This is a genomic window from Sphingomonas cynarae (assembly GCF_039537815.1).
Classification (GTDB): domain Bacteria; phylum Pseudomonadota; class Alphaproteobacteria; order Sphingomonadales; family Sphingomonadaceae; genus Sphingomonas; species Sphingomonas cynarae.
The window spans coordinates 219,046-242,438 of the sequence record NZ_BAABBF010000001.1; the positions used below are offsets into that span (position 1 = coordinate 219,046).

Here is a 23,393-nt window from a genome sequence, read left to right on the forward strand (position 1 = left end):
ACGGGGGGCATGAAAAGGGGGGGCATGAAGACGCCCGCCCTGCTGCTCGCCGCCGCGCTGGCGCTCACCGGCTGCGGGTTGCGGCCGCTTTATGGCGGCGGGCCGAACGGGGCGGTCGCCTCGTCCCTGACCGCGGTCGAGGTCGGGCCGATCGAGGGCAAGGCGGGCTGGCTGGTCGCCAATGCGCTGCGCGACCGGCTGGGGGCCAGCGGCAGCGCGCGCTATCGCCTCGACATCCGGCTCGACGACCAGATCCAGGGGCTGGGCGTGCGCCGCGACGACAGCGTCACCCGCGAACGCCGCACGTTGCGCGCGCGGTACCAGCTGGTCGATCTGGCGGACGGGGCGGTGCTGGTCGATGCCACCGCCGGATCGGACGCGGGGATCGATGTCGTCCAGTCCGAATATGCGACGATCGCGGCGGAGAACACCGCGCTCGAACGCCTGTCGGGCATCGTCGCGGACGAGATCGTCGCCAGCATCGCGCTGTATGCGCAGCGTCGGGCCGCGGCGCCCGCCGCCACGCCGACCGCCGCGCCGGCTCCTGCGCCGGTACGGTGAAGGCGAACGCCAACCAGATCAGGCAGGCGCTGGCCGCGCCGCGGCTGCGTTTCTACCTGCTCCACGGCCCCGACGATTCGGGTGCCGCCGCGCTGGCGACGATCCTGGCGCAGGCGATGGGCGGCCGGGCGGAGCGGGTCGACCTCGATATCGCGACGCTGAAATCCGATCCCGCCCGGCTGGCCGACGAGGCCGCGTCGCTGTCGCTGTTCGGGGATGCCCGCCATATCCGCGTGACGGGGATGGGCGAGGAAAGCGTCGCGGCGGTCACCGCGCTGCTCGCGGCGGAGGCGGCGGGCAATCCCGTGGTCGCGATCGCGCCATCGGTGAAGGCGAGCGCGAAGCTGGTGAAGCTGGCGATCGAATCGCCGCTGGCGATGGCGTTCGCCTGCTACCCGCCATCCGCGCAGGATGCGGAGCGGCTGGCGGTGACGATGGCGGGCGAACAGGGCCTGCGCCTTGCCCCCGGCGTCGCGGCGCGGCTGGTGGCGGGCACCGGCGGCGACCGCGCGGTGATGGGCCGCGAGATCGACAAGCTGGCGCTGTTCCTCGACGCCGCGCCCGATCGCCCGCACGAACTGGATCATGGCGCGCTCGACGCGATCGGCGCCGACCTCGACGAGGCGGAGGCGACCCGCGCGGTCGAGGCACTGGTCGAGGGGCGGCCGGACCGGCTGGCCGAGGAACTGGCGCGGCTGGGCGAGGCGGGCATCTCGCCCATCCCGTGGCTGCGCCAGATCGTCCGCCGCCTCGTCGCGCTGGCGGAGATGCGGGCCGAGATCGCGCGCGGCGAGCCGGCCGACACGGTGATGAAGCGCCACCGCGTGTTCTTCCGCGACGAGGACGCGACGGGGCGGGCGCTGCGCCGCTGGACTCCCGCGATGCTCGCCACCGCGATCGCCCGCCTGCGCGCGGCGGAGCGCGGGGTGATGGCGCCGGGCAATGCCGGCCCGGTACTGGCGGACGAGGCGGTGCTGACGCTGACCAGGGCGCTGGCGCGGCGGGGGTAGGGGTCGCCGAGGCTGGTCGTGACGGCGTCGGTTTACCCTGTTTCCGTCGTTGTGCGCGCGTCGACGCGATCCAGAGCGTCACGCGCCGGGCGCTGGATTGCTTCGCTACGCTCGCCATGACGGGAAGGGGGTTTCACGCCATTGTTGCTTGCGGCGGCACCCTTCTGCTTCCCCGGCGAAGGCCGGGGTCCAGTTGGGGAACGTTTGCCGTGACTTACGCCGGCCTTCCCCACTGGGCCCCGGCCTTCGCCGGGGAGGGGATACTGGCTGGATGATGTGGTCTTTCCCGGAGGTTTCGCCTGCGTCGGGGTGGTCGGATCGGCCCGGCGGACAGGGCGACGGCGAAGCTGGCGTTGGACGGGTGCGGCTGTTGCCGCCCCGCCGGCCGGTTCGACCGATCGCCCCTTCGGTCAGTCGAACAGGCTGGACACGCTCGTCTCGTCGGCGATGCGCTTGATCGCCTCGCCCAGCAGGGGGGCGATCGGCAGGTGGCGAATCTTGCCGGTGGAGGCGATGGTGTCGTGGTTGCCGATCGAATCGGTGATGACCAGTTCGCGCAGTGCCGAGCCGTCGACCCGCGCCACCGCCCCGCCCGACAGCACGCCGTGCGTGACATAGGCGACCACATCCTCCGCCCCCGCCTCGCGCAGGGCCGCTGCGGCGTTGCACAATGTGCCCGCCGAATCGACGATATCGTCGATCAGGATGCAGAACCGGCCCTCGACCTCGCCGATGATGTTCATCACCTCGGACTCGCCCGCCCGCTCGCGCCGCTTGTCGACGATCGCGAGGGGGGCGTTGTCGAGCCGCTTGGCCAGCACGCGCGCGCGCACCACGCCGCCGACGTCCGGACTCACCACCATCAGGTTCTTCGAGCGGAAGCGCGCCAGGATATCCGCCGACATCACCGGCGCGGCATAGAGGTTGTCGGTGGGGATATCGAAGAACCCCTGGATCTGCCCGGCGTGCAGGTCGACCGACAGCACCCGGTCCGCGCCCGCGACGGTGATGAGGTTCGCGACCAGCTTGGCGGAGATCGGCGTGCGCGGCCCCGGTTTCCGGTCCTGCCGGGCATAGCCCATATAGGGGACGACCGCGGTGATCCGCTTCGCCGACGCGCGCTTCAGCGCGTCGATGATGATGAGCAGTTCCATCAGATTGTCGTTGGCGGGATAGCCGGTCGACTGGAGCACGAACACGTCCTCGCCGCGCACGTTCTCCATGATCTCGACGAAGACCTCCTCGTCGGCGAAGCGGCGGACATGCGCCTCGGTCAGCGGAATCTCGCAATAGGCGGCGATCGCGTTCGCCAGCGGCAGGTTCGAGTTTCCGGTGATGAGTTTCATGTGGTGGCCCCTTCGGGTGTCGCCTTTATGCGGCATGGCCGGCCAGCGGAAGGGTATTCGCGCTTATCGTCAAACCCGATCCGTCCTAATGCGGGCGGATGATCGTGACCCGCTTCGCTCCCTCGCCCACCGGCCGGCTCCATGTCGGCAACATCCGCGCCGCACTGCATAACTGGATGTGGGCGCGGCGGCATGGCGGGCGGTTCGTGCTGCGGATCGACGATACCGATGCCGACCGCAGCGAGGAACGCTTCGTCGAGGCGATCCGGGCCGATCTCGACTGGCTGGGCCTGACCCCGGACGTGCAGGTCCGCCAGTCCGAGCGGTTCGCGCTGTACCAGCGCCGCTTCGATGCGCTGGTCGCCGCCGGGCGGATCTATCCCGCCTATGAAAGCGCGCAGGAACTGGACCTGAAGCGCAAGATCCTGCTGGGGCGGGGATTGCCGCCGGTGTACGATCGCGCCGCGCTGGCGCTGACCGAGGCGGATCGGGGGCGGCTGGAGGCGGAGGGGGTGCGCCCGCACTGGCGCTTCCGCCTGGATCACGACGCGCCGCTGGCGTGGGACGACCTGATCCGGGGACCGCAGTCGTTCGATCCCGCCACCATGAGCGACCCGGTGGTGCGCCGCGCCGACGGGTCGTGGCTGTACATGCTGCCCTCGGCGATCGACGATATCGATCTGGGCATCAGCCATGTCGTGCGCGGCGAGGACCATGTGTCGAACACCGCGCTGCAGCTCCAGATGTTCGCCGCAATGGACGCGGCGGCGCCCGCCTTCGCGCATACCGCGCTGCTGACCGGGGCGGAAGGGAAATTGTCGAAGCGGCTCGGCTCGCTCGGCGTCGATCATTTCCGCGAGGAGGGGATCGAGCCCGCGGCGGTCCGCTCGTTGCTGGCGCGACTGGGCACCAGCGATGCCGTGGAGCCGGTGGTCGATCCGGCGCCGCTGATCGCGGGCCTCGATTTCGCCCGGTTCGGCCGCGCGCCCGCCCGCTTCGACGAGGTGGAGCTGCAACAGGTCAATGCCCGCATCGTCCACCAACTGGATCACGATGCGGTCGCCGACCGGCTGCCGGCCGGCATGGGCGCGGCGGAATGGCAGGCGGTGCGCCCCAACCTGTCGCGCGTCGCGGAGGCGGCGGACTGGTGGCGGGTGATCGAGGGACCGATCGACGCGACGCCCGCCGAGGCGGATCGCGACTATCTGGCACAGGCCGCCCAGGTGGCCGCCACGCTGGACTGGTCCGCGGCCGATATCTGGTCGCGCCTGACCACCGCGCTGAAGGCGTCGAGCGGGCGGAGCGGCAAGGCGCTGTTCCTGCCGCTGCGCCGGGCGCTGACCGGGCTGGATCACGGCCCCGACATGGCGGCGCTGCTGCCGCTGATCGGCCGGGAGCGGACGCTGGCGCGGCTGGGCCACGCCGGCTGACCCGGCCCCGCCCGCGCCAAAAGGGTTACCGGTCGCGTTCGAGCCTGGTGACCTTGTCGCCCCGCTTCGCCAGGATGCCGCTGGTCCGTCGGGTCTGGACGATCGCCTGCCGACATCGTTCCTGTCGCATCGTGTCTACCCCCGCTTGCGGTCGTGACGATATACTGTCACCTTCCTGACTGCGAACGGCCGACTCGCGTCCCACAGGAGACGATCAAGGAGACAGCACGTGTATGCAGATCGCTTTGCCGGCGGACGCCGGTTCAACCCCGCCGGGCTGCTTGCAGCGGTGGGGATCAACGCCGGCGTCGTCGCCGCGCTGATGATCGCCGCGCCGCACGTCACGCGGACGTTCGACGATCCGCTGGAGATCACCAGCATCCCGATCACGCCGCCGCCTCCGCCGACGAAGCCCGAGCCGCAGCCGCGCACCGCCGCCGCCCGGCCCGACCGGATCGAGACGGTGCCGCCGGTCGTGCCCCGCCCCGTCGACGATGGCCCGATCGTGGTCGCCGATCCGCTGCCGACCTTGCCCGGCCCCACCGGCATCGGCACCGGGACCGGGATGGGCGAGGGTACCGGCATGGCGATCGATCCACCCGCGCCGCCCGCACCCGTCATCGTCGCCCCCGGTCTAGACCCACGCTATGCCGCTGAGCTCCAGCCCGATTATCCCGCCGCCGAGCGCCGGATGGGCAATCCGGGCAAGGTGACGGTGCGCGTCCTGATCGGTGCCGATGGCCGGGTGAAGGAGGTGGAGCCGGTGTCCGCCACCAGCGATGCCTTTTTCCGGGCCACCCGCGATCAGGCGCTGCGCCGCTGGCGTTTCCGCCCCGGCACGCGCGACGGCGTGCCGCAGCCGGCGTGGCGGACGATGAGCGTGACGTTCGTCATGCAGGACTGAGACGTGACGCACGCCTGACGCGGCCATCCGTCGATCCCTGCTTGCGGTGCCGGGCAAAGCCGTGGACCATCGTCGCGATGGCGCGGCCCGGCTGGACCCGGGGTGGCGAAGGGAGGGACGGATGGCGGGCAAGGCGATTGTCGCGGTGCTGGCGGGGGCCGTGCTGGCGGACGCGCTGTCCGCCGGTACGGCGGGGCCGGGCAGGGCCGGGCAGGAAACGGTGCGTCAGGACCCGCCGCCGATCGTGGTGGTCGGTCCGGATGCGGACATCGTCGTCACCGGACCGCAACCGGTGCTGCGCGGCGGGCTGTGGCAGTTCCGCCGATCGCCGACCTTGTTTCTGGGTGGCGGCGGCAGCAGGCGGGGGTTCGGCTTCACCACCTGTCTGGCGGATGGCGCGTTGCCCGCGACGATCCGGGCACTGGCGGGCGAGCGATCGGCGATGCCGCGTAATGGCATCTGCACGTCGCTGCGCCTGACCGTCGCGGAGGGACGGATCGCGGGCCGCCGTTCCTGTACCAGGCCGAGCATGCAGATCGGGACCGATGCGTCGAACAGCAAGCTCGCGCTGTCGGGCGGCTATGACAGCCGCCGGCTGACGATCGTGTTCCGGTCGGAGGACGAGTTCAACGGCATGGAGCGCAGCAGCGGCGCGGGCTGGAATCCGAAACGCCAGACCGGGCAACGATGGCAGGCGATCGCGACACGGATCGGGGATTGCCCCGCGACCCGCCGGCTCGACCAGCGGACGGCGGAGGAAGCGGTGCGCCGGCTGTTCGATCCGTTCGCATCCCCGGATGGCGACTGATGCGTGGCGATCCTGCCTGAACGGCGGCGAAACGGGCCATTCCGGGATCGTTCAGCGCGAATCGTGCATTGACCGGGATAAGATCGGCCACCCTTTCGACAGGCGCGGGCGGCGGATCGATGTTGGCGTGCAGGAGGTTCGTGATGAACGGATGGATGAAGAAGGCGACGCTGGGTCTGGTACTCGGCGCCACGGCGTTGAGTGCGGCGGCCCCGGCGGATGCGCAGCGGTGGCGCGGCTATCGCGGCCATCGGGGTGGTGGCAACGGCGTGGCGACGGGTGCGTTGCTCGGCGGTATCCTGGGGCTGGGCGTGGGGGCGGCGATCGCATCGGGCAACCGCGACCGCTATTACGACCGGCGCGACTATTATTACGACGCGCCGCCGCCGCGCGTGGTCTATCGCGACCGTTATTATGCGCCGCCGCCCCCGCCGGTGGTGGTCCGCGAGCGCTATTACGAGGCGCCGGGCTATTACGGGCGCGGCTATGGCGACCGGGGTTACGGCTACGGCTACGGTTACTGACGACGACCGGCAGCGCAGGGAGCGGCGCGGGGGCACGATCCCCGCGCCGTTTTTTGTGGCCGGGCGCGGGCGGCGGGGCTAAGCGGCGGACATGACCGACACGCCTCCCGATCGCCTCTCGATCAATGCCGACAGCCCTTACTTCGACCAGCCGCTGCTGGAGCGCGGCATCGGCATCCGCTTCAAGGGTGCCGAGCGCAAGGACGTCGAGGAATATTGCATCTCCGAGAGCTGGATCCGCGTCGCGCTGGGCAAGAAGGTCGACCGCAAGGGTCGCGCGCTGACGGTGAAGCTGAACGGCGAGGTCGAGGCGTGGTTCGAACGCCCGGCGGCAGGCGGCGACGCCGCGCCGGATGCCACGGACGATCAGCCCGCGGCGTGATCCCCGCGCCCCGCCACGCGGCGGGGCCGGGCGGCCTGGCCGGACGCCTGCCCGGACGATAGTGGCAGGATAACGACAGTCGGACCGAAACAGGACCGTTTCGGTTCCCTATATCTTGACACCCTTCAATAGTCGGACAAGAATGTCCGACATCGATTGTACCGGTAGGAGCCGGCGATCATGGAGGGGATAGAAATGACACGTCACCTGTTGCTGATGTCGGCCGCGCCGTTCGCGCTGACCATCACGCCGGCCAGCGCGCAGGTCGCCACGCCGACGCCGCAGGAACGCCAGCAGGCCGCTGCGCCCGATGCCACCGTCGACGAGCAGGCACCCGTCGCGCAGGAGCGCGCCACCGAGGCGGCACAGGGGCGCAGCCCCGGCACCGCGGCGACCGAGAACCTGACCGACGACACCGCTGCCGCCGCCACGCCGGCCACCGACGAGGACCGCGACGTCCGCGACATCGTGGTCACCGGGTATCGCGCCAGCTTGGGCAGCGCGCAGGCGATCAAGCGCAATTCCGATGCGATCCTGGACGCGGTGGTCGCGCAGGACATCGGCAAGTTGCCCGACAATACCGCCGCCGAGTCGCTGGCGCGCATCACCGGTATCCAGGTCGGCCGGTCCGGCGACGAGGTGAACCAGGTGCTGGTCCGTGGCCTGCCCGACCTGACCACGACCTTCAACGGCCGCGAATTGTTCACCGCCGAAGGACGCGGCGTCGCGTTGCAGGATTTCCCCGCCGGCGCGCTGGCGGGACTGGAAGTCTATAAATCCGGCACCGCCGACCTGCTGGAACCGGGGCTGGCGGGCCTGATCAACGTCCGGTCGCGCCGGCCGTTCGACTTCAGCGAAAAGCTGGTCGTCGCCGGCGGTGTCCGCGGCTCCTACAACGACCAGAGCAAGAAGTACGACCCGCAGGGCAACGTGCTCATCAGCGCGCGGCAGGATACCCCGATCGGCGAGATCGGCGTGTTGCTGAACGCGTCCTATATCCGGACCAAATATCGCAACGCGGTGCGCTTCGCGGTCGGCAACGTGCCCGAGCGGCTGAACGACGGACAGGTCGTCCTGCCCGCCTCGGTCGGGCGCGCGTTCCGCATTCCCGAGCGGGTCGGCGTCTATAACGACAGCGGGACGCGATCGCGCCCGGCGTTCAACGCCAGCGTCCAGTGGAAGCCGGCGTCGAACCTCGAACTCTATTACGACTTCCTCTATCAGGGATATCGCGGACGTGGTGCCAACGACCTGTTCGAGGCGTCGCTGCTGAACAACAATCCGACGCTGAGCAACGTCGTGCTGCGCGACGGCAAGCCCGATCAGGTGCAGACGCTGACCAAGACGGGCGGCGAGCGCGCCCAGATGTATCGCAGCACCAACGTCAACAACACCGATACCTATCAGGCCGCGGGCGGCGCGAAATGGGATACGGGCCGGGCGCACCTGTCGACCGACTTCGCCTATACGCGCAGCCAGTACGACGCGAACGAGTACAGCTTTGACGCCGCGCTGACCACCGCACCGACGATGGACGTCAATTTCTTCATCGACGGCGGATCGGCGTTCAGCCTGCCCGGCTATGACAATGCCAACCCGGCCAATTACAAATGGCGCGGCTATTACGAGAGCAAATATCTGGTGAAGGGGTCCGGCTGGCAATGGCGGGGCGATGTCGATCTCGACACCGATCTCGACTTCCTGCCCAAGTTCCAGTTCGGCGCCCGCGCCACCGATCGCGATGCCTCGCAGGAGCGCGGCAACCGTTATGCCTATACGGAAACGCTGAACATCCCGCTGGCGAACACCCCGGCGGGCACGCTGGAACTCACCCCCAACGCGTTCCGGGGCGATGCACAGGGCTGGACCAGCTGGCTGATGCCGACGCGCAGCGGCATCGCCGGCAATGCGGAGGCATTACGCGTCTTCTCCGTCCAGGCGTTGCAGCAGATCGTTGCCGCCAACCCCAGCGATGGCGGCTATCGCGATGCGCTCACCCGGTTTTCGCAGCCGACGCTCGAACTCGATCCGTTTCAGGGCTTCTCGGCCAAGGAACAGAGCTATGCGTTTTACGGACAGGCCAAATACCAGTTCGATATCGGATCGGTCGGGATCGACGGCCTGATCGGCGCGCGCGTGGTGAACACGGTGGGTGAATATAGCGGCCGGGGGCAGACCCCGGTGGTGGTGAACGGCGTGATCCAGCGCGATGCGAATGGCATCCCCGTGCTGGCCGGACAGATCATCACCACCCGGTCGAACTATCTGGACATCCTGCCCAATGCCAGCCTGCGCATCCGGCCGACCGACAAGCTGCAGATCCGTTTCGGCTTCACCGAAACGCGCACCCGGCCCAGTTTCGGGGCGCTGAACCCCGCAGTGCAGATCACGCCGAACCAGTCGCCGCTGACCAATCCCGATGGTTCGCCGGTCATCATCCCCAACGATCCGCGCTTCGCCGCCGATCTGCAGGGACGGCCCGACTATACCGGCAGCGGCGGCAATCCCAATCTGGTACCGCTGACGTCGACCAACTACGATGCGACGATCGAATATTACTTCTCGAACAACGGGTCGATCACGGCGGCCTTCTTCTATCGCGAACTGTCCGGTTTCCTGTCGCGCTACACGCAGCGGTTCCGCGATCCGGTGTTCGGCCTGCTCCAGATCGATGCCGACGCCAATGCCGGCGCGGGCAAGATCAAGGGTATCGAGGTCGGTGGCCAGACGTTCCTCGATTTCCTGCCCGGACTGCTGAGCGGGTTCGGCGTCCAGGCCAACGTCACCTATCTCGACGGCAAGCAGCGGTTCCCGGTCGATCTGAGCCCCGCCAACACGACCCCGCCCTTTGTCAGCATTCCGGGCCTGTCGAAGTGGAGCTACAACGCCGCACTATTCTATGAAAAGGGAACGGTATCGACCCGGTTGTCGTACAATGGCCGCTCGCGGTTCCTGAACGGCAATACCGTGCGCGATGGCGTGTATTTCGGCGAAGGTACCGAGAAGATCACGCGGCTGGATTATTCGTTCAACTACACGCCGATCAAGCAGATCACGTTGACGTTCGACGTGGCGAATATTCTGGCGCAGCCGTTCCGCAACTTCGCGCAATATGGCGATGACCGTTCCTATCCGCGCGATGTGCGCGACGAGGGACGTTATTATGGACTGGGTGCCCGCTTCCGGTTCTGATCGCCGGAGATGGGATGAGGCCACAGCGCCCGGATGCCACCGGTGGGGTGGCATCCGTGCCTTGTCGTTCCGGTCGGGCGTGCCGCCATGCGGGGCCGGGGTGTCACCGGTTGGCCACAGCCGGCCGGGGATTTCCTGTGCTTGTGTAAGCACGGTTGACGCATCGCTGATATGTATGACAACTATCTGCAGGCCGGTAACAGGCAGGCAAGAGGGGATGGTTGTGAGGAAGTCGATTCTGAAGGGCGCAGTCGCATCCGGTGCGATGGCGGTCATGCTGACGGCGACGGGCGCCGCGGCCCGGACGACCGGCGAACCCGCCGGTCAGGCGGCCCAGTCGGCGACCCAGCCGACGACATCCTCACCGCAAGGCGCGGTACCCACCGGCGTTACCCCCGACAACAGCGCGGCCCCGGCCCAGGCGGCCGATGTGCCGACCGCCACCGGTCCCTCGCCCGGCCCCACCGCGACCGACGGCGCGGATCAGGCGGCGGAGGGAGGCGAGGATATCGTCGTCACCGGTTTCCGCCGCAGTCTGGCCGAAGGGCTGGCCCTGAAGCGCGAGGCGGTCGGCGTGCGCGATTCGATCGTCGCGGAGGATATCGGCAAGTTCCCCGAGGCGAACGTCGCCGATTCGCTGCAGCGCATCCCCGGCGTGATCCTGAGCCGCGACGGCGCGTCCAACGAGGGGCAGCGGATCAGCATCCGCGGCCTGCCGTCCGACTTCGTGGTGACGACGATCAACATGGCGCCGGTGCGCTCCACCTCCTCGCTCGACGCGGGCGGATCGTCGCGCAACTTCAACTACGACGTGTTCCCCTCCGAACTGTTCGGCCGCGTCGACGTGTACAAGACGCCGCTCGCCAATCTGGAAGAGGGCGGGATCGGCGGCAATGTCGACCTGCAGACGCCGCGTCCGTTCGACAGCAAGGGGCGGGTGATCCGCTATACCGGCCAGGCGAACTACAACACCCAGTCGAAGAAATGGGGGCCGCGCGGCTCGCTGTTGCTGAGCGACACGATCGGCAATTTCGGCGCGCTGCTGGGCGTCGCCTATTCGAAGACGGTCAACGAGCGGTCGGGCTTCCAGTCGACCGGTGGCTACAACTCGTCGGAGATCGGGTCGCGCGGCTATCGCACCCCGGCCGGGCAGGCCCGACCGCTGGTCGGCCCGTTCGAGTTCCAGCTGGATACCAGCAATCCGCGCGCCAATCTGGGTGGGCTGACCGCCGCGCAGGTCAATAACGGGCTGCTGCCGCGCTTCTACCGCGTGTTCGCATCGGACAATGATCGCGAGCGGCTGGGACTGGTCGGCTCGCTCCAGTACAAGACCGACCGGCTCGATGTCAGCGTCGACGGCATCTATTCGCAGCTGAAGGATATCGGCGACGAATATACCTGGGGCGTGGCGGTGCGGAACAGCCGCACCACCGCGACCACCACCGACCTGCCGGGGCGCGGCACCAATTCGGGCATCATCCCGCTAGGCGTGCAACTGGACGAGTACAACAATCTGTACGGCACGTTCGGCAACACCAACATCGTCACCGAAAGCCTGTACCGCACCAGCGAGACCAAGTTCCGCTACGGCATCGTGCGGGCCGCCTATGACGTGACCGACCGGTTGAAGGTGTCCGCGCAAGGGAATCTGAGCGACAGCCGGGCCTACAAGGAAGGCAACCGGATCGCGAGCAACATCTATGGCGCGACGACGACGTTCGATCCGACCGGCAACGTCACCTATCCGACGATCACCTCCACGATCGATCCGACCAACCCGCGCAACTATGTGGTGCCGACGCTGGGCTTCGGCCGCGACGACGAACTGGACAAGCAGCGCACCGCGCGGGCGATGGCCGACTGGCGGCTGGTCGACGATAACGACCGGCTGTTCACGCTGCGGCTGGGCGGCAGCTACGTCTCCACGATCAAGCAGATCGAGCGGCGCGACGGCAGCGCCATCGCCCAGGCCCGCACCCTGCCGGGTGGCGGCACGTTCCGCACGATCGACGTATTCGCCAACATGAATCCGACGATCCCGATCGGGCCGCTGCGCAACGGCGGCAACAGCGGTTTCCCGTCGCAGTTCGCCACCTTCCCGCGCAACTTCATCGAGGGAACGCTGGACGCGCACGGATCGAACATCGCGTCGCCGGTGCAGTTGAACGGTGCGTTCAAGGCGGAGGAGCAGGTGGCGACCGGCTTCTTCGAAGTGGATTTCAAGATGCCGCTGCTGGGCAGCGAACTGCGCGGCAATGCCGGTCTGCGGTATTCGGATACGAAGACCGTCGTCGACAATTTCGTGGCGAACGGGCGGGGCGGTTTCAGCCCCGCGACACGGCGCGGCGGGTATGACAATTTCCTGCCGTCTGCCAGCCTGGCGTTCGACCTGCGCGAGAACCTGACGCTGCGCGCCTCGGCGGGGCAGACGATCACGCGCAACGCGCTGTCGACGATCGCGGGCAGCACGCTGATCCCCAACCCGTTCAACGCCGACGTGACGCAGGGCAATCCCGACCTGCGCCCGCAGCTCGCCTCGCAATATGATGCGGTGGTGGAATGGTATTTCGCGCCGGGCGCGCTGTTCAGCGTCGGCGTGTTCAAGAAGGACATCACCGACCGGCCGTTCGCGGTGCAGGATTTCGTGACGTTCGGCTCGCTGGGCGTACCGCCGACGGTGTTCAACGCGGTGTCGCTGGGCTTCCCGAACGGCCAGATCCCCGATGACTTCCTCGTGCGCCGCACGATCATCGTCAACCAGAACCAGCTGTCGCTGAAGGGGCTGGAAGTCGCGTACCAGCAGAACTTCACCTTCCTGCCCAAGCCGTTCGACGGGCTGGGCGTGACGAGCAGCTTCACGCTGATCGACCAGACCGGCACCGATTTCGTCTCGTCGTCGGGCAAGCGGGTGGGCATCCAGGCCGGCGTGCCCGATTATTCGTACAGCATCACCGGTTTCTACGAGAAGGGACCGTTCTCGCTGCGCGGATCGTATAATTACCGCGCAAAGACCGGGCAGACCGACGTCAACCAGGGTAACGACCAGATTCCCTATACCGCGCCGCAGGGGTTCCTGGATGCGACCGCCAGTTTCCGTCTGAACGACTATATCGAGTTCCGGGTCGATGCGCTGAACATCACCAACACCAACGTCTACACCTATTACGACAATCCCGATCAGCCGAACGGCAACGGCAAGACGCGGCGGGACAATTCGTTCTTCAACGGCACCACGATCTCGTTCGGGGTGCGGGGGAAGTTCTGAGGAGCTGACGGTACAGGTTCGACCTGATCCGTCGTTGCGAACGTAGCGAAGCAATCCGGAGCGCCGTGCGCGCGGCCTTTGGATTGCCGCGTCGCTGCGCTCCTCGCAATGACGGATCGGGGGGACGGATCGGGGGGCGGTAGAGCGGTTACGCCGCCTCCAGCGCCTCGGTCGCTTCCAGCCATTTCGCCTCGACCGCGTCGATCCTGGCCTGCACCTCGGCGCGGCGCTTGTTCAGGTCGCCCATGCCCATCTTCGCGAACCGGGGTTCGGCCCCGGCGGGGTCGAACATCGCGCGGTCGATCGCGTTGCGCTCGGTGGTCAGGCGGGCGGTGTCGGCCTCCAGATCGCGGATCGTCTTGCGCAGCGCGGTCTCGCGGTCGCGGGCGTCGGCCACCGCCTTCTTGTTCGCCTTGCGATCCGCCTTGGTCGCGCCCGCCGCGGGCGCATCGCCCTTGAGGACGAAGGCGATGTAATCGTCGAGGCTGCCGTCGAATTCCTTCGCGGTGCCGTTGTCGACCAGCACGAGGCGGTCGGCGGTCAGTTCCAGCATGTGGCGATCGTGGCTGACCAGCACGACGGCGCCGGTATAGGCGTTGAGCGCCTGCACCAGCGCCTCGCGCGCGTCGACGTCGAGGTGGTTGGTCGGTTCGTCGAGGATCAGGAGGTGCGGCGCGTCGCGGGTGATGAGCGCCAGCGCGAGCCGCGCCTTCTCGCCGCCGGACATCTTGCCGACCTTGCCGATCGCCTTGTCGCCGGAAAAGCCGAAACGCCCGAGCTGGCTGCGCACCGCGGCGGGGCTGGACCCCTTCATGATGCGGGTCATGTGTTCGAGCGGGGTATCGTCGGCGTCCAGCTCCTCGACCTGATACTGGGTGAAATAGCCGACCTTCATCTTGCCCGACGCATTCATCTCGCCGTCGATCGGCGTCAGCTGCGCGGCGAGCAGGCGGGCGAGCGTGGTCTTGCCGTTGCCGTTGCGGCCGAGCAGCGCGACGCGGTCGTCCGGGTCGAGACGCATGTTGAGCCGCTTGAGGATCGGGGTTTCGCTGTAACCGACCGACGCCATGTCGAGCGTGATGAGCGGGGGCCTGAGTTCGCTGGGATCGGGGAAGTCGAACGACAGCGAGGGATCGTTGGCGAGTTCGGCGATCGGCTGCATCTTCGCCAGCATCTTCTGCCGGCTCTGCGCCTGCTTGGCGGTGGAGGCGCGGGCGGAATTGCGCGCGACGTAATCCTGCAGCTTGGCGCGCTGCACGTCCTGATTGGCCTTGGCCGCGGCGAGCTGCGCCATGCGTTCGGCGCGCTGACGCTCGAACGCGTCGTAGCCGCCGGGATAGAGCGTGATCTTGCCGCCCTGGAGGTGGAGGATGTGATCGACGACGTTGTTGAGGAAATCGCGTTCGTGGCTGACGACGACGATCGTCGCCTGATAGGATTTCAGGAAATCCTCCAGCCACATGACGGCTTCGAGATCGAGGTGGTTCGACGGTTCGTCGAGCAGCAGCACGTCGGGCTGCGAGAACAGCAGCGCGGCGAGCGCGACGCGCATCTTCCAGCCGCCCGAGAAGCTGTCGAGCGGCTGCGCCTGCATCCCCTCGTCGAAGCCGAGGCCGAGCAGGATCTGCGCGGCGCGGGCGGGGGCGGTATAGGCGTCGATCGCGATCAGCCGCTCGTACACGTCGCCGAGGCGATCGGGGTCCTCGCACGTCTCGCTCTCGATCATCAGCGCGGCGCGTTCCTTGTCGGCGGCCAGCACCGTGTCGAACGGCGTCTCCTGACCGGCCGGTGCCTCCTGCGCGATGTAGCCGAGGCGACTGCCGCGCGGCATTTCGGCCGTGCCCTCGTCGGGTTCGAGCAGGCCGGCGATGACGCGGACCATGGTCGACTTGCCGGCGCCGTTGCGGCCGATCAGGCCGACCCGGCTGCCGGGAGGAAGCGCCGCCGACGCGCCGTCGAGGATCGTGCGGCCGCCGAGGCGCACGGTGATGCCGTTCAGGTTGAGCATGGGCAGGGCCGGTAGCAGATTTGTGCTGCAGGTGCGAGCGGGGATGGGAAAGGGAGCGTCCATCAAGCTGTCAGAATTATTTTCAAGCAGGACAGTGTGTTGGGAACAAAAACGCGAATGCCCCAAAATGGCTTCAAAAAGGTGGTTACTTTATGATAACCATTCGTCATTAAGATGATTAATCAGGCTGCCGGACATCGTCGTTCCCGATCAACGACTCAGTAGCGATAGCCGCCAGGTCATTGTGCGCTGCACCGAAAAAGGGGGTTGGGGTGGACTACAGGAAATGGATCACCGGGCTGGACATGATGCCGGGCTTTACCGCCCGGCGTTCCGGGTATCGCATTGCCGACCTCCCCGATGTGCGACCGCAATTGGCCCGGGCCGATGCAGCTAAGCCATGGCAGCAGCCGATGGAGAGCGACGCCGGCGTCAAGCAGCGAATCCCCTATTTCGATTTCATGCGTGGTCTGACCGTCATCCTCGTGGTGATGTTTCACGCCTGCTGCTGGGGCTATCTTTCGGAAAGCCAGGTTCCGGCGTTGTATGTTCATTTCAACGCCTTCCTCGCCAATATCCGTATGCCGGTCCTGATGATGATCAGCGGCTATCTGATTAAGAACATCGCCCGGAAAGAGCGCCGCGAGGTGATGGGCCGGATCGCGCAGCTCATGTGGCTGTATGCCCTGTGGATGCCGGTGAATCTGGTGGCGCATGTGGTCGCGGCCGGCGATCAGACCGGTATTGCCGATCTTTGCGGGAAGATGATCCTGGAATGGATCAATCCGACATCCGAAATGTGGTTCATCTGGTCGCTGGTGATTTTCACGGGGCTGGCATACGCGCTTCGCGACGTCCCCAAGCATGTCATCATTATCCTTTTGGTCGTCGGCAATGGCCTGACGTATCAATTCGAATGGTTCGCCAACCAGTTGGCGGCCGCCAGTATGCCGCGCATGGCGATGTTCTTCTTCGGTGGGATATTCTTCCATCAGCAGATCAATCGCCTGGTCGCATCCCCCTTTCGTTGGGGCACGCTGTTGACGTTGATGACGGGCACGGTTGGGTTTCATTACTCCGAATCAGTAATTCACGAAGGTCTGGGCATCTATGTGTTCCAGGGCCTGGAAACCGTACTGGTGTCCCTGACGATCATGTACCTGTGCCGTATGCTGACGTGGTCGCATCATCTGGTGGCTGTTTTCGGCAAGATCGGTCGCAATACGCTGCCGATCTATCTCGCCCATGTGCCGATGATCCTGCTGGCGCGCGGCGCCGTGCTGGGCTGGGAGGGGGCAGGCGCCTATCTGGCGCCGGTCGTGCTTGTTGCGGCTGGCGTAGGCGGGGGATTGCTGCTGCACCGCATCGCTGGCGCAGCCGGTGGCTGGTGGCTTTACCGCCGGCCGAACTGGTTCGATGCGCGTTACGCGTATGCATTCCTGTCCGGCTTACGGGACTCCGCCTATCGTTCGGCATCGATAATCCCTTATCGCTGAAGACGCGTAGGCGGGCATGGCTACGTATCCGGGGTCGGCAGTCGCGAGATAATTGCCTAAAGCGCGTCCATGCTGATCGACCATCGCAACGATCTCGCCCGTTTGTCGCTTCAGGATCGTCGGCGGGCGCTGGCGCCGCGGCGGGGCGTGGACTTCTCGTCCAACGATTATCTGGGGCTGGCCGGGTCGGCGCGGTTGCGTGGGGCGGTGGCGGCGGCGCTGGAGCGCGGCGTGGCGGTCGGGTCCGGTGGATCACGGCTGCTGCGTGGCAATGCGCCCGAGCATGAGGCGCTGGAGACGGCGGCGGCGCGTTTCTTCGGAACGGCGGCGACGTTGTTCTTCGCCAGCGGCTTCGCGGCGAATGCGGCGCTGTTCGCGACGCTGCCGCAGCGGGGCGACCTGATCGTCCACGACGCGCTGATCCATGCCAGCGCGCATGAGGGGATGCGGCTGGGCCGGGCGACGTTCGTGGCGGCGGCGCATAACGATGCCGATGCGGTCGAGGATGCGATCGTTCGCTGGCGGCGCGACGACGGCAGAGGGACGCCGTGGATCGCGGTGGAAAGCCTTTACAGTATGGACGGCGACCGCGCGCCGCTGGCCGCACTGGCTGAGATCGCCGACCGGCATGACGCGATACTCCTGATCGACGAGGCCCATGCCACCGGCGTGTTCGGTCCCGACGGACGTGGGCTGGCGGCGGGGCTGGACGGGCGGGAGAACGTCATCACCCTGCGCACTTGTGGCAAGGCGCTGGGGTGCGAGGGCGCGCTGGTGTGCGGGCCGGCGGTGGCATGCGATTTCCTGGTCAACCGGGGGCGGGGCTTCATCTTTTCCACCGCGCCGTCGCCGCTGATGGCCTGCGCGGTCGAGGAGGCGTTGCGGATCGTGGCGGACGAGCCGGACCGGCGCGCGCGGCTGTGGGCGCAGGTGGCGCAGGCCGAAACGCTGCTGGCGCCGGTGGGGGTGGGCGTGACGGGATCGCAGATCATGACGCTGCCGGTGGGGGACGACGGCGCGGCGATGGCAATTGCGGCGGCGGTCCAGGCGGCGGGATATGACGTGCGCGGGATCAGACCGCCGACGGTGCCGGCGGGAACCGCGCGGCTGCGGATTTCGCTGACGCTGAACGTGGGCGAGGCGGATATCGCGGGACTGGCCGATATCCTGCGGGAGGTGCGGGCGTGACGATCGTGGTGACGGGAACCGACACCGATGTCGGCAAGACGGTGTTCGCCACCGCGCTGACGGTGGCGCTGGGCGCGCATTACTGGAAGCCGGTGCAGGCGGGCCTCGAAGACGGCACCGACGCCGGCACGGTGGTGCGGCTGGGGGTGCCGGGGGACCGCGTGCTGCCCGAGGCGTATCGGCTGCGGACGCCGTGTTCGCCGCACCACGCCGCCGAGATCGACGGGGTGACGATCGATCCGGCCCGGCTGGCGTTGCCAAAGGTGGACGGGCGGCTGGTGGTGGAGGGCGCGGGCGGGGTGCTGGTGCCGGTGACGCGGGACCTGTCGTTTGCGGACCTGTTCGCGCGCTGGGGCGCGCCGGTGGTGCTGGTGGCGCGGACCGGGCTGGGCACGATCAGCCACAGCCTGTTGTCGATCGAGGCGTTGCGCACGCGCGGACTGGCGGTGCGGGGCATCGCGTTCGTCGGCGAAGCGGTGGCGGACAGCGAGGCGACGATCGCGGCGATCGGCGGGGTGAAGCGGCTGGGGCGGTTGCCACGGCTCGACCGGCTGGACGCGGGGACGCTGGCGGCAGCGTTCGCGGCGCATTTCGACGTAGAGGATTTCCGGTGAGCGCGGTCTGGCATCCGTTCACGCAGCATGGGCTGGGCGAACCGATCCCGCTGGTGACCCATGCCGAGGGGGCGGCGATTTTCACGGGCGCGGATAAAGTCGGGGGCGGGCGGCGGATCGTCGATGCGATCTCGTCATGGTGGGTGACGACGCACGGGCATCGCCACCCTCGCATCGTCGCGGCGATGCGCGAGCAGGCGGAACGGCTGGACCAGATCATCTTCGCCGGCTGGACGCACGAACCCGCCGAAGAACTGGCGCGGGGGTTGCGGGCGATCATGCCCGAGCAACTGACGCGGGTATTCTATTCCGATTCGGGATCGACCGCGGTCGAGGTCGCGCTGAAGATGGCGCTGGGTTACTGGCAGGCACGGGGCGAGGCGCGGCACCGCATCCTGGTGCTGGAACATGGCTATCACGGCGACACGATCGGCGCGATGTCGGTGGGGCAGCGCGGCGTGTTCAACCGCGCCTATGCGCCGTTGCTGTTCGACGTCGCGACGATCCCGTTTCCTGCTGCCGGCCATGAGCAGGCGACGCTGGAGGCGCTGGCGCGGGCCTGTGTGGACCAGCATGCGGCGGCGTTCATCGTCGAGCCGCTGGTGCTGGGGGCGGGCGGGATGCTGACGTACCCGCCGGCGGTGCTGGCCGCGATGCGGGCGATCTGCGCGGACGCCGGCGTGCTGTTCATCAGCGACGAGGTGATGACCGGCTGGGGCCGGACGGGCACGCTGCTGGCGGGCGAGCAGGCGGGGATCGTGCCCGACATCCTGTGCCTGTCCAAGGGGCTGACCGGGGGCGCGGTACCGCTGGCGGTGACGATGGCGAGCGAGGCGGTGTGGGACGCGCATTTCGATGCGGACCGGACACGGATGTTCTTCCACTCGTCCAGCTACACCGCCAACCCGCTGGCCTGCGCGGCGGCGGTGGCGAATCTGGCGATCTGGCGGGACGAGCCGGTGCGGGAACGGATCGCGACGCTGGCGACGCGGCAGGCGGTGCGGGTCGCGGCGCTGGTCGACCATCCACGGGTGACGGGCGTGCGGACGCTGGGCACGATCGCGGCGCTGGAGATCGGCGGGGGCGGGGACGGCTATCTCGCGGCGTTGGGACCGCGGCTGCTGGCGTTCTTCCGCGAGCGGGACCTGTTGCTGCGGCCGCTGGGGAATACGGTGTACGTGATGCCGCCCTATTGCATCGGCGAGGATGATCTGGACCGGGTGTATGCGGCGATCGGGGAGGCTTGCGACGCGCTGTAGGGGCGGGCGGGTGCGGAGTCGAAGAAGGGTTGTTCGCGCGGAGGCGCGGAGACGCGGAGACGCGGAGAAGAAGTGGCGGCGAGGGCCGGCCCGGTGGATGGGGCCGCGTAGTCCGGCGATGATGTTAGGACGCCTGCGGCGTCGGGCGAGACGTGCGTGATACCGCGACTTTTCTTCTGCTCCGCGTCTCCGCGTGAACCCATCTTGTTACGCGTTGCGGGACGATCCGGGCGATGACGCTTGAAGTCATGGATTGCTTCGCTGTGCTCGCAATGACGGACTTTGAACCAAATGGGTACATTTCTCTTGACACCGGCCGGCTATTTGGGTACATAACGGGAACGCTGAGGAACGGCGGTGCGGACGGCGGAACGGGGGGTTCCGGGGTCCGCCCGTCGCCTCGGCGGCTCGGGGGAGCGGGTGCATGGGTGGGGAAACGGGGGCGGCGACCGGACGGTTGCCGGGCAGGGCGGTGCGGCGGCGCTTTCTGGAAGTGCTGGGGATGACGGCGAACGTCACCCGCGCGGCGCGCGAGGCCGGGATGGGCACCCGCTGCTTCTATCGGTTGCGGCTGGGCGACGAGGCGTTCCGCACCGCGTGGGATACCGCGCTGGAGGAGGGCTGCCGGCAGGTCGAGACGATGCTGCTGGCCGCGGCACTGGGCGAACCGCTGGCGGCGGGGGTCGACCGCAAGCAGGTGCTGGAGATGCTGGCGCGGCGCGAGGCGCGGGGGAAGGGCGCGCCCGCGACGGTGCGCGGGCGGCAGGTGGCGATCGAGACGGTGGAACGGTCGCTGCTGCGCAAGCTGGACGCGCTCGACCGGCGACGGCGGCGGGGCAAGGAGGGGTGAGGCATGAGGGGGGCGATGCTGCGCGCGCTGGTCGGGCAACTGGCGGCGTACCCGCGCGAGGAATGGCCGGGCGCGTTGAAGAAATTGAGCGAGGACGAGCGGCGCGTGCTCGACGATCACTGGCCGATCTGGGCGCATGACGGGCAGCTGCCGGTCGGCGACGACTGGACGGTGTGGCTGATCCGGGCGGGGCGCGGCTTCGGCAAGACGCGGGCCGGCGCGGAGTGGGTGAGCGCGATGGCGCGGGCGCGGCCCGAGGCGCGGATCGCGCTGGTCGGCGCGACGATGGACGAGGTGCGCGCGGTGATGGTGGAGGGGGCGAGCGGGCTGATCGCGCTGTGCCGGCACGGCGAACACCATGAATGGCGCAGCGGCACCGGCGAATTCACCTTCGCGTCGGGCGCCCGCGCCTTCGTCTATTCGGCGGAGGCGCCGGAGAAGCTGCGCGGCCCCGAACACGATGTCGCGTGGTGCGACGAACTGGCGAAATGGCGACATGCGGAGGCGACATGGGACAATCTGATGCTCGGCCTGCGGATCGGGGACCGGCCGCAGACGGTGGTGACGACGACGCCGCGCCCGACGCGCCTGATGCGGCGGATCATGGCGATGCCGGGACTGATCGAGACGCGGGGGCGGACCAGCGACAACACCAACTTGTCCGATACCGTGCAGGCGACGTTCCACGCGCAATATGCGGGCACGCGGCTGGGCCGGCAGGAACTGGAGGGCGATCTGGTGGAGGAGGTGGCGGACGCGTTCTGGACCCGCGACCTGCTGGACGCGCACCGCGTGATCGCGCCGCCGCCGCTTGTGCGGGTAGTGGTGGGCGTCGATCCGCCGGCGGGGACGAAGGGCGATGCCTGCGGGATCGTGGCGATCGGCCGGTGCGAAGGCGGGATTGGTTACGTGCTGGAGGATGCCAGCGTGCGCGGGATGACGCCGGAGGGCTGGGCGCGCGCGGTGGCGGCCTGCGCGGCGCGGCACGGCGCCGACCGGGTGGTGGCGGAATCGAACCAGGGCGGGGCGATGGTCGAGAGCGTGCTGCGCTCCGTCTGGCCCGACATGCCGGTGAAGCTGGCCTTCGCGCATCAGGGCAAGGGCGCGCGGGCCGAGCCGGTGTCGGCGCTGTATCCGTCGGGGCGCATCCGGCATTGCGGGCAATGGCCCGAGCTGGAGGACGAACTCTGCGGGTTGAGCCCGGCGGGCTATGACGGGCCGGGGCGATCGCCCGACCGCGCGGATGCGCTGGTGTGGGCGGCGTCGTTCCTGATGGAGCCGCCAAAGGCCGTGGCGTCGGTGCGGGAACTCTGACGACGTTGCTGCTCCCCACCCCGTCAGGGGGAGGGGCGTGAAGATGGAAAGGACGAAGACATGAGACTGTTCGGTCGCAAGGCCGGGCGCGGGGAGTCGCGTCCGGCGTTATCGGGGTCCGTCTCGCGGTCGGGGGTGCCGATCGTGGGGGAATGGCCGCGCAGCTACGAGGCGCAGTTGCGCGACGCCTATGCCGGCAATGCGGTGGCGCAGCGCGCAGTGCGGCTGGTGGCGGAGGGCGTGGGCGCGGCACCGCTGACCGGGTCCGATCCGGGACTGGTCGCGCTGGTGACGGCTCGGTCGGGCGGGCAGGCGCTGCTGGAGACGGTGTCGGCGCAACTGCTGCTGCACGGCAACGCCTATATCCAGGTGCTGCGCGATGCGGAGGGGCAGGCGGCCGAACTCTATGCGCTGCGGCCCGAGCGGGTGACGGTGGAGACGGATGCGGGCGGCTGGCCGGCGGCATACCGGTACCGGGTGGGCGAGCGCACGGCGCGGCTGTCGGCGGACCCGGTGCGGCCGGAGGTGATCCACCTGAAGCGGTTCAACCCGCTGGACGATCATTACGGGCAGGGGTGCCTGGGCGCGGCGGCGGGGGCGGTGGCGATCCACAATGCCGCCACCCGCTGGGCCAAGGCGCTGCTGGACAATGCGGCGCGGCCATCGGGTGCGCTGGTCTACGATCCGGGTGACGGCAGCGCGCTGTCGGCGGAACAGTACGACCGGCTGAAGGGCGAGATGGATGCGTTCAGCGGCGCGGGCAATGCCGGGCGGCCGATGCTGCTGGAAGGGGGCCTACGCTGGCAGGCGATGAGCCTGTCGCCGGCGGACATGGACTTTGCGGGCACCAGGGCGGCGGCGGCGCGGGAGATCGCGCTGGCCTTCGGAGTGCCGCCGATGCTGCTGGGATTGGCCGGGGATTCGACCCACGCCAATTACCGCGAGGCGAACCGCGCGCTGTGGCGGCTGGCGGTGCTGCCGCTGGCGGCGACGGTGCTGGAGGGATTGGCGCAGGGGCTGGCGGGCTGGTTCGACGAGGCGCGGCTGGCGGTCGACATGGACCGGGTGCCGGCGCTGGCGGAGGACCGCGAGACGCAATGGCGCGCGGTGTCTGGCGCGGATTTCCTGACCGGGAAGGAGAAGCGGGCGCTTCTGGGCCTGTCGTGAGGGGGATCGCCGGGGTTGTCGGCGCTCCCCGTCAAATACCTCCCCGGCGGACGCCGGGGTCCAGTTGGGCGAACG

General features: G+C 68.4%; 18 protein-coding genes. 16 read left to right on the forward strand and 2 right to left on the reverse strand.

What is annotated here, in order from left to right; translation table 11 throughout:
* Positions 1 to 24: 24 nt before the first annotated feature.
* Together lptE and holA are read left to right on the forward strand one after the other, a co-directional pair.
* The gene (gene lptE / locus ABD719_RS01050) at positions 25 to 561 is read left to right on the forward strand and encodes an LPS assembly lipoprotein LptE (protein WP_344691424.1); all 537 of its coding nucleotides are present in this window, start codon (positions 25 to 27) and stop codon (positions 559 to 561) included.
* Positions 558 to 1,571, forward strand: a complete 1,014-nt coding sequence (holA, locus tag ABD719_RS01055; protein WP_344691426.1) for a DNA polymerase III subunit delta — start codon at positions 558 to 560, stop codon at positions 1,569 to 1,571. The genes lptE and holA overlap by 4 nt, the downstream gene beginning before the upstream one ends.
* 410 nt (positions 1,572 to 1,981) lie before the next feature.
* Here holA and ABD719_RS01060 read toward each other — a convergent pair whose 3' ends face one another.
* Positions 1,982 to 2,917, reverse strand: coding sequence for a ribose-phosphate pyrophosphokinase (locus ABD719_RS01060; protein ID WP_192125525.1), 936 nt, complete (start codon positions 2,915 to 2,917; stop codon positions 1,982 to 1,984).
* A gap of 98 nt (positions 2,918 to 3,015) precedes the next feature.
* On the opposite strand from ABD719_RS01060, the gene ABD719_RS01065 reads away from it, so the two are divergent.
* From ABD719_RS01065 to ABD719_RS01095, 7 genes are all read left to right on the forward strand, one after another.
* Entirely contained in the window at positions 3,016 to 4,347 is a 1,332-nt protein-coding gene (locus ABD719_RS01065) for a glutamate--tRNA ligase (RefSeq protein ID WP_344691429.1), read from the forward strand.
* A gap of 229 nt (positions 4,348 to 4,576) precedes the next feature.
* Positions 4,577 to 5,251: an energy transducer TonB gene (locus tag ABD719_RS01070; RefSeq protein ID WP_344691431.1), complete on the forward strand. Its 675-nt coding sequence runs from the start codon at positions 4,577 to 4,579 to the stop codon at positions 5,249 to 5,251.
* A gap of 121 nt (positions 5,252 to 5,372) precedes the next feature.
* On the forward strand, positions 5,373 to 6,059 hold the full coding sequence (locus tag ABD719_RS01075) for a hypothetical protein (RefSeq protein ID WP_344691434.1): 687 nt from the start codon (positions 5,373 to 5,375) through the stop codon (positions 6,057 to 6,059).
* A 143-nt stretch (positions 6,060 to 6,202) separates the two neighbouring features.
* A complete protein-coding gene (locus tag ABD719_RS01080; protein ID WP_244646556.1) occupies positions 6,203 to 6,583 on the forward strand; it encodes a hypothetical protein in 381 nt (126 codons plus the stop codon).
* A gap of 91 nt (positions 6,584 to 6,674) precedes the next feature.
* Positions 6,675 to 6,965: a DUF3297 family protein gene (locus ABD719_RS01085; protein ID WP_344691437.1), complete on the forward strand. Its 291-nt coding sequence runs from the start codon at positions 6,675 to 6,677 to the stop codon at positions 6,963 to 6,965.
* A gap of 195 nt (positions 6,966 to 7,160) precedes the next feature.
* Positions 7,161 to 10,157, forward strand: a complete 2,997-nt coding sequence (locus ABD719_RS01090; protein WP_344691439.1) for a TonB-dependent receptor — start codon at positions 7,161 to 7,163, stop codon at positions 10,155 to 10,157.
* Between the two features lie 223 nt (positions 10,158 to 10,380).
* Positions 10,381 to 13,422, forward strand: a complete 3,042-nt coding sequence (locus ABD719_RS01095) for a TonB-dependent receptor (protein WP_344691441.1) — start codon at positions 10,381 to 10,383, stop codon at positions 13,420 to 13,422.
* 148 nt (positions 13,423 to 13,570) lie between these two features.
* Here the strand turns inward: ABD719_RS01095 and ABD719_RS01100 are convergent, their stop codons facing one another.
* The gene (locus ABD719_RS01100; protein ID WP_344691443.1) at positions 13,571 to 15,430 is read right to left on the reverse strand and encodes an ABC-F family ATP-binding cassette domain-containing protein; all 1,860 of its coding nucleotides are present in this window, start codon (positions 15,428 to 15,430) and stop codon (positions 13,571 to 13,573) included.
* A 272-nt stretch (positions 15,431 to 15,702) separates the two neighbouring features.
* Between ABD719_RS01100 and ABD719_RS01105 the strand changes: the two genes are divergently transcribed.
* The 7 genes from ABD719_RS01105 (at position 15,703) to ABD719_RS01135 (ending at position 23,318) form a co-directional block, all read left to right on the forward strand.
* The gene (locus ABD719_RS01105) at positions 15,703 to 16,926 is read left to right on the forward strand and encodes an acyltransferase family protein (RefSeq protein ID WP_344691446.1); all 1,224 of its coding nucleotides are present in this window, start codon (positions 15,703 to 15,705) and stop codon (positions 16,924 to 16,926) included.
* A 69-nt stretch (positions 16,927 to 16,995) separates the two neighbouring features.
* Positions 16,996 to 18,114, forward strand: coding sequence for an 8-amino-7-oxononanoate synthase (locus ABD719_RS01110; protein WP_344691448.1), 1,119 nt, complete (start codon positions 16,996 to 16,998; stop codon positions 18,112 to 18,114).
* Positions 18,111 to 18,728, forward strand: a complete 618-nt coding sequence (bioD, locus tag ABD719_RS01115; RefSeq protein WP_344691450.1) for a dethiobiotin synthase — start codon at positions 18,111 to 18,113, stop codon at positions 18,726 to 18,728. The genes ABD719_RS01110 and bioD overlap by 4 nt, the downstream gene beginning before the upstream one ends.
* Positions 18,725 to 19,987 carry an adenosylmethionine--8-amino-7-oxononanoate transaminase gene (locus ABD719_RS01120; RefSeq protein ID WP_344691452.1) on the forward strand — a complete coding sequence of 421 codons (1,263 nt, stop codon included), beginning with the start codon at positions 18,725 to 18,727 and terminating at the stop codon, positions 19,985 to 19,987. The genes bioD and ABD719_RS01120 overlap by 4 nt, the downstream gene beginning before the upstream one ends.
* Positions 19,988 to 20,411: 424 nt before the next feature.
* Positions 20,412 to 20,837 (forward strand): hypothetical protein, encoded by a 426-nt coding sequence (locus ABD719_RS01125; RefSeq protein ID WP_344691454.1) that lies wholly within the window; start codon positions 20,412 to 20,414, stop codon positions 20,835 to 20,837.
* 3 nt (positions 20,838 to 20,840) lie between these two features.
* A complete protein-coding gene (locus ABD719_RS01130; protein ID WP_344691456.1) occupies positions 20,841 to 22,151 on the forward strand; it encodes a DNA-packaging protein in 1,311 nt (436 codons plus the stop codon).
* Between the two features lie 60 nt (positions 22,152 to 22,211).
* Complete coding sequence (locus tag ABD719_RS01135) at positions 22,212 to 23,318, forward strand: phage portal protein (RefSeq protein WP_344691458.1); 1,107 nt, start codon at positions 22,212 to 22,214, stop codon at positions 23,316 to 23,318.
* The last annotated feature ends 75 nt before the right edge of the window (positions 23,319 to 23,393 follow it).